6 protein-coding genes and 1 pseudogene are annotated in these 5,920 nt (G+C 58.2%); 1 reads left to right on the plus strand and 6 read right to left on the minus strand.

Annotated features, from left to right (window positions below):
• Positions 1-220, minus strand: a 220-nt coding sequence (locus RQH62_RS24735) for an FAD-dependent oxidoreductase (RefSeq protein ID WP_311271315.1), incomplete at its 3' end; no start/stop codon positions are given.
• Positions 221-471: 251 nt separating this feature from the next.
• On the opposite strand from RQH62_RS24735, the pseudogene RQH62_RS24740 reads away from it, so the two are divergent.
• Positions 472-1,253 (plus strand): annotated as a pseudogene (locus RQH62_RS24740) (IS5 family transposase).
• Between the two features lie 163 nt (positions 1,254-1,416).
• Here the strand turns inward: RQH62_RS24740 and RQH62_RS24745 are convergent.
• The 5 genes from RQH62_RS24745 to RQH62_RS24765 all read right to left on the minus strand — a co-directional run.
• Complete coding sequence (locus RQH62_RS24745; protein WP_311271311.1) at positions 1,417-2,184, minus strand: SDR family oxidoreductase; 768 nt, start codon at positions 2,182-2,184, stop codon at positions 1,417-1,419.
• Positions 2,184-3,515, minus strand: a complete 1,332-nt coding sequence (hisD, locus tag RQH62_RS24750) for a histidinol dehydrogenase (RefSeq protein WP_311271312.1) — start codon at positions 3,513-3,515, stop codon at positions 2,184-2,186. The genes RQH62_RS24745 and hisD overlap by 1 nt, the downstream gene beginning before the upstream one ends.
• 40 nt (positions 3,516-3,555) lie before the next feature.
• Positions 3,556-3,855: an antibiotic biosynthesis monooxygenase family protein gene (locus RQH62_RS24755; RefSeq protein WP_311271313.1), complete on the minus strand. Its 300-nt coding sequence runs from the start codon at positions 3,853-3,855 to the stop codon at positions 3,556-3,558.
• A gap of 584 nt (positions 3,856-4,439) precedes the next feature.
• Positions 4,440-5,655, minus strand: a protein-coding gene (locus RQH62_RS24760) for an IS3 family transposase (protein WP_405053599.1) whose coding sequence is annotated in 2 segments (ribosomal slippage) — positions 4,440-5,328 and positions 5,327-5,655 — 1,218 coding nt in all. Because the reading frame shifts where the segments join, the coding sequence is not laid out codon by codon here.
• Between the two features lie 61 nt (positions 5,656-5,716).
• A partial coding sequence (locus RQH62_RS24765; RefSeq protein ID WP_311271314.1) for a hypothetical protein occupies positions 5,717-5,920 on the minus strand: 204 nt, incomplete at its 5' end.

Here is a 5,920-nt window from a genome sequence, read left to right on the forward strand (position 1 = left end):
CGGCCAGCGAACAGCCCGTCTCGCGCCAGTCGGGCAGCAATTCGTCGAGCGCCCTGGGATCGATCACCGCGCCAGAGAGAATATGGGCGCCGATTTCCGACCCCTTCTCCAGCACGCACACCGACACTTCGCTCCCCGCAGCCTCCGCCAGCTGCTTGCACCGGATCGCCGCTGACAGACCCGCCGGCCCGCCGCCCACGATCACGATGTCATAGGGCATCGATTCCCGTTCGACAGTATCCCCCACCACATTCTCCTTCCGGGATAGATCGCTCAAGCGCAACCGCCACGATCGCCCGATCGCAGCTCCTTACTGGAAGACCCATTTCCCATCTTGTGGCACAAGACAAATGTAAATTTGTAAAATTGCAAATGAATTTTGCAAAGTTCTTAACCCTAGGCTGCGTTGACAAAGTGGATTCCCCATTGGCCTGATTTCTGATTCAGAGCTTCTCTTTGCGAGGAGCAATGATGGGCCGGGGCGATCTAACGGACGAGGAATGGGATGTGATTGCGGGGCTTCTGCCGTCGGAGCGCGGTCGCAAGTCCCGTCCTGCCCATGACAACCGGCGTTTCCTCAACGGAATGCTGCATGTGTTGCGTGTCGGCTGTCCGTGGCGGGATATGCACGAACGCTATGGTCTGTGGAATTCGGTTTATGTGCGGTTCCGGCGCTGGGCCGAACAAGGCGTGTGGGATGCGACCCTGGCGACATTGGTGGAATTGGGACTGACCGACGACTGGCAGCACATGATCGACAGCACCATAGTTCGCGGCCATGTTTCGGCAGTGGGCGGAAAAGGGGGGCTTGTGCGCAGGCTCTTGATCGATCACGCGGCGGCTTTACGTGCAAGGTCCACGCCTGCTGTGACAATCAGGGACGCCCTATCGGCTTCATCCTGACCGGCGGTGAAGCATCCGATTATGGTGCTGTCGATGCCCTCATGGCGATCCCCGTTACCACGCCCAAGGCGCTGCGGGCCGACAAGGGCTATGACGGCGATGCTGTCCGCGAAAATCTGCTGATGCACGGCATCCTGCCGATCATCCCGTCCAAGGCCAATCGCCGTGAACCCATTCCCTGCGACTTTCGCCGCTATCGTGACCGAAACCGCATCGAGCGCATGTTCGGGCAACTCAAGCAGTTCCGCCGTGTCGCCACGCGATACGACAAAACTGCTCTATCCTTCGCAAGCTTCCTAAACCTCGCCGCCATTCGCAAATGGCTGTCACACTTTGTCAACGCGGCCTAGCGATAATGTTTGAAACTGGCCTGATCGGCGCTGAAGTTCATGTCCCCAGCGCCACGCAAGATCGGCGGCTCATTGTCGCGCCCTGATCGCCACTGGTGCTATATGGGGATTGGAACGGCGCCCCATTGCGCAGACCCAATGCGCCTTTCAATATCCCGTCGGCCTACTCGGCAGTCCAACCCCCATCGACGATCAGGCTGGTGCCTGTCATCAGGGCCGAGGCATCCGACGCCAGAAACACGACCGCCCCCATCAAATCCTCCACTCTTCCCAAACGCCCAAGCTTGATCTTCTCAAGCACGGTCGCAAGGAACGCCTTGTCCTCCAAGAATGGCTTGGTCATCGGTGTCTCGATGAAGGTCGGTGCGATGGTGTTGGACCGAATGCCATGCGGGGCAAGATCCAGCGCAATCGACTTGTTCAGCCCTTCCAGACCCCATTTGGACGCACAGTATAGTGACCGCCTTGGTCCACCAACATGTCCCATCTGCGATCCAATATGGATAATAGAGCCTTTTCGCCCGGTCGCAATCATGCGGCGAGCCACATTCTGCGCAACGAAAAAGGCTGCACGCAGATTCAATCCAAGTACAGCGTCATAATCCTCCTCCGAAACCTCCGTAAAGGCCTTCGGACGGTTGGTTCCTGCGTTGTTGAGCAAGATATCGAACGGGTCGACCCCGTCCAAAGCGCAGGCGGTCCCGACGACATCATTGACATCCAAGCGGAGTGCTTCAGCATTCCCTCCGGTAGCGCAAATAGCATGTGCACCGTTGGCGATCTCGTCCAGGCTGCGCGCGGCGAGTGTTACATGCGCCCCGGCCTGCGCCAATGCCGCGGCGCAGGCCAGGCCGATACCTCGTCCCGCCCCTGTGACCAGCGCTCGTTTGCCATCGAGCCGGAAACTCGGTGTTTGCGGTAACGGTTGCATCAGGCAGCCGTCGCTGGACTGGGGTCCGCAGTGCCCGCATAAGCTATGTTTCTCCCACCGTAGCGGCGCACCCTGACATTGGCTTGCTCGCCATGACCGGCAAAGCCTTCCATGCCACATAGCCTGCTGCAATATTCTCCGACCAGCGCCGAAGCTTCGTCCGTCAGGACTTTCTGGTACGTGCAGGTCTTGATGAACTTTCCTACCCAAAGTCCACCAGTGTAACGAGCGGACTTCTTCGTCGGTAGCGTATGATTGGTGCCGATAACCTTGTCACCATAGCTGACATTGGTACGAGCACCGAGGAACAGGGCGCCATAATTTTTCATGTTTTTGAGGAAATAATCCGGGTCCGCGGTCATCACTTGGACATGTTCGGACGCGATATCGTCTGCAATACGCACCATTTCCACCTCATCGTCGGCGACGATTACTTCACCGTAGGTTTCCCATGCCTTACGGGCATAGTCAGCCGTCGGTAGAATATTGAGCAGCCGGTCCACTTCCTTCATGGTTTCACGCGCCAGCTTTTCCGAAATAGTCAGCAGCACCGCAGGACTGTCAGGACCATGTTCCGCCTGACCGAGCAGGTCGGTGGCCGCCAGCTCGGCATCGCAACCAATCTCATCACAAATGATGAGCGTTTCGGTCGGCCCCGCGAACAGATCTATGCCGACGCGGCCGAACAGTTGACGCTTGGCTTCTGCCACGAAAGCGTTACCCGGACCGACCAGGATATCGACCGGGTCTATGCTCTGCGTCCCCAAGGCCATAGCGCCGACCGCCTGGATGCCGCCCAGCGCATATATGGCATCTGCTCCTGCGAGCGCCTGGGCGGCCACGATTGCGCGTGCGGGTGTACCCTGGAAAGGTGGCGCGCATGTGATGACCCGAGGAACGCCTGCAACCTTGGCGGTGATGACGGACATGTGCGCGGAGGCGAGAAGTGGATATTTGCCGCCGGGAACATAACAACCTGCGGCGTTTACGGGTAAATTCTTATGCCCGAGAATGACACCCGGCAGCGTCTCGACCTCGACGTCCTTCATCGATTCGCGTTGAATTTGCGCAAAGTTGCGGACTTGGGCCTGCGCAAACTCGATATCTTTGCGCTCTTGTGCGGTCAGGCTGTCAACGCACGCATCTATCTCCGCCTGGCTGAGACGATAATCATTACGGTCCCAGCCATCGAACTTGATCGACATTTCACGCACGGCTGCATCGCCGCGCTTTTCGATATCGGCCAGAGCTGCCTCGACAATGTCACGAACCTGGCGATCGGCCACCGCCTTCGCCTCAGCCGTCGCACCGCGCTTAAGATATCGAGCCATATGGAATCCTTCTAATTTGACGAGATCACAGCCGGGTGAATCAAAAGCCGTCAATCGCCTGTTCGACATGATCGACCTGCGGTGCCGCGGTGAAGAACACACCGACAAGTTCACGCCATGCAGCAAATGCAGGCGAGCCGCGGAAATCGATCATGTGCGCATCGACGCTGTCCCATCGCACCACCAACATATAGGCGCCTGGCACATCAACTGATCGCTCAAGGCTAAGGCCGTGGCAGCCTTTTGCATCGCGAAAATGGGGGATGGCTTCGACAACTGCTGCTTCGAACTGGATTGCCTGATCGGGCTCGATCTGGAGCTGCGCAATTTCCTTGATCATGACAAATCCCTCTCAACTGCTACGCCGGAGTAGCGATTTGTGCATAGTCATGCATATTGATTGAATTGATGCTTTGTATTGATAGTGCGGGGGTGAACAAAATTAAATTAATATTATTGTTTTAATTTTATTCTAGCTCCGCGACCCATAGGCTTGGTAATGCAGAATTATCTCGGGTGGATACAATGCAAGATCAGCCATTTGTAAATGCGCACGGCGTGGCGCATGAAGCGAAAGTCTCTCAATCGGCCGTGTGCCCAGCATTTACCCCTGGAGCCAGCATTTCCAGCACGACAAAGGAAAGGATCTTGGAGGTGGCCGCGCCTTGGCTACCGCCCCAACATCCTCGCCAGATTGCCGATCAATATTCGCTTTAGCATCGTGGGGATTGGGATCGGGAATCTTGCCAATCCATCCTTCGTTGAAACGCCCGACGCTTTATCCTCCGGCCCGCGGGCGGCTAGCAGCTAAAATGCGCCTTCTCCTCTTTCCTGCGCAGTTCGTGGTAATGAGCCTTCGATTAGCGAGATCCGCCATTATCGTCTGAATGCACTCATTCTGCTTTCAGTCACTGTTGTTGCCCCCTAAAGGTCTGACAGGCCCTCATGGGTTGAGCGGCTGATAAACTCGCGCGGCGATCTGTAGCCGAGCGCCCGGTGCGGATGCACGCGATTATAATGGTCGAGCCATCCTGGCAGTTGTTCGATGACAGCGCGGGCGTCGGGGCGTGGGCTGACGCGGGCGTAATCGTGTTTGAGCGTGCGAACGAACGCCTCTGCCATTCCGTTGCTTTGCGGGCTTTCCACCGGCGTGGTCTTCGGGATCAGGCCGATGTCGCGGGCGAAGCGCCGGGTGTCATGCGCGGTGTAGCAACTGCCGTTATCGGTCAGCCATTCGATGGCGTGCGGCAACGCATTCACTTGGCCGAAGCGATGTTCGACCGTAGCCACCATCAGATCGCGCACATCCTCGGCGGTTATTCCTCCGGTCGTGGCGACATAGCTCATCGCCTCCCGATCGCAGCAGTCGAGCGCGAAGGCGATGCGGACCTTTTCGCCATTGTCGCAGCCGATCTCAAGGCCGTCGGAGCACCAGCGTGTATTGCGGGTGGTGACAGCAATACGGCCGTCATGCCGCCGTTCCGCACTGCGACCAGAGTGACGTTGGAGTAGCAGGCCATGCAGCTTCATGATGCGGTAGATACGTTTTGGATTGGGCGCTGCGCGCCCGTTTTCTTCCGCTTCGCGGCGCAGCAGCGCATGGACGCGTCGATAGCCATAGGTTGGCAGGCCGGCGATCAGCCTTCGTATGTCGGCGAGAATTTCTGCGTCAGGCAATGGCGGGCGTCCACGACGGCGCGGCTCTCCCGGCCGTTGCATCGCTGACAAATGCGGACGTGATACGCCGACGGCATCGGCGACCGAGCTCACTGTCCACCCTCCGGCCACGAGGTCGAACGCAAAAGCCGTTTTTTGGGCCTGCTGCCCGGGAGACAGCCTCTCGCAGCAGTTCGTTTTCCATTGTCTTCTTGCCAAGCAGGCGCTGAAGCTCGCGCACCTGGGCTTCCAGGGCGCGGTAATCTGACGCTGGCACGACCTCCTCACCCACCGCGCCCTGGGCCATCAGCCGACGCCAGGTGAACAACTGGTTGCCGGCAATGCCATGCCGACGGGCTACCAGCGACACCGAGTTGCCCGGCAGATACGTCTCTTCGACGATCTGGATCTTCTCCTCGGGCGTCCAGCGCCGTCGGCGCTGCACCGAGGTGATCACCTCCACGCGATCATAGGTTCCAGTCATACGATCAGGCATATGCATCACACTTCCATAAGTGTGAGGGCCGGTCAGCCGATTTAGGGGGCTACTTCACGTTGCGGCATTTGGTTTTAGCGGAGATAGATGGGCAGGGATGGTGCTGGCTTGTGGCCGGATGCCTGGCGATTGTCGATTTCGGAGCGTTCAGGCTCTTCATGTCGCATGATGTTGGCAGGGTTTCACGGCGGATCGTCTGGTTCAGACGGTATTGCCCGGAAGGCGCGACCGGAGGTCGCTTGGTTGTGGATGG

Origin of the sequence: Sphingobium sp. WCS2017Hpa-17 (genome assembly GCF_031843765.1) — a bacterium.
Taxonomy (GTDB): Bacteria; Pseudomonadota; Alphaproteobacteria; order Sphingomonadales; family Sphingomonadaceae; genus Sphingobium.

Coding starts and splice junctions, on each gene's coding strand:
- RQH62_RS24745 (WP_311271311.1), bottom strand. CDS start 2,184: ATGCAACCGTTACCGCAAACACCGAGTTTCCGGCTCGATGGCAAACGA.
- hisD (WP_311271312.1), bottom strand. CDS start 3,515: ATGGCTCGATATCTTAAGCGCGGTGCGACGGCTGAGGCGAAGGCGGTG.
- RQH62_RS24755 (WP_311271313.1), bottom strand. CDS start 3,855: ATGATCAAGGAAATTGCGCAGCTCCAGATCGAGCCCGATCAGGCAATC.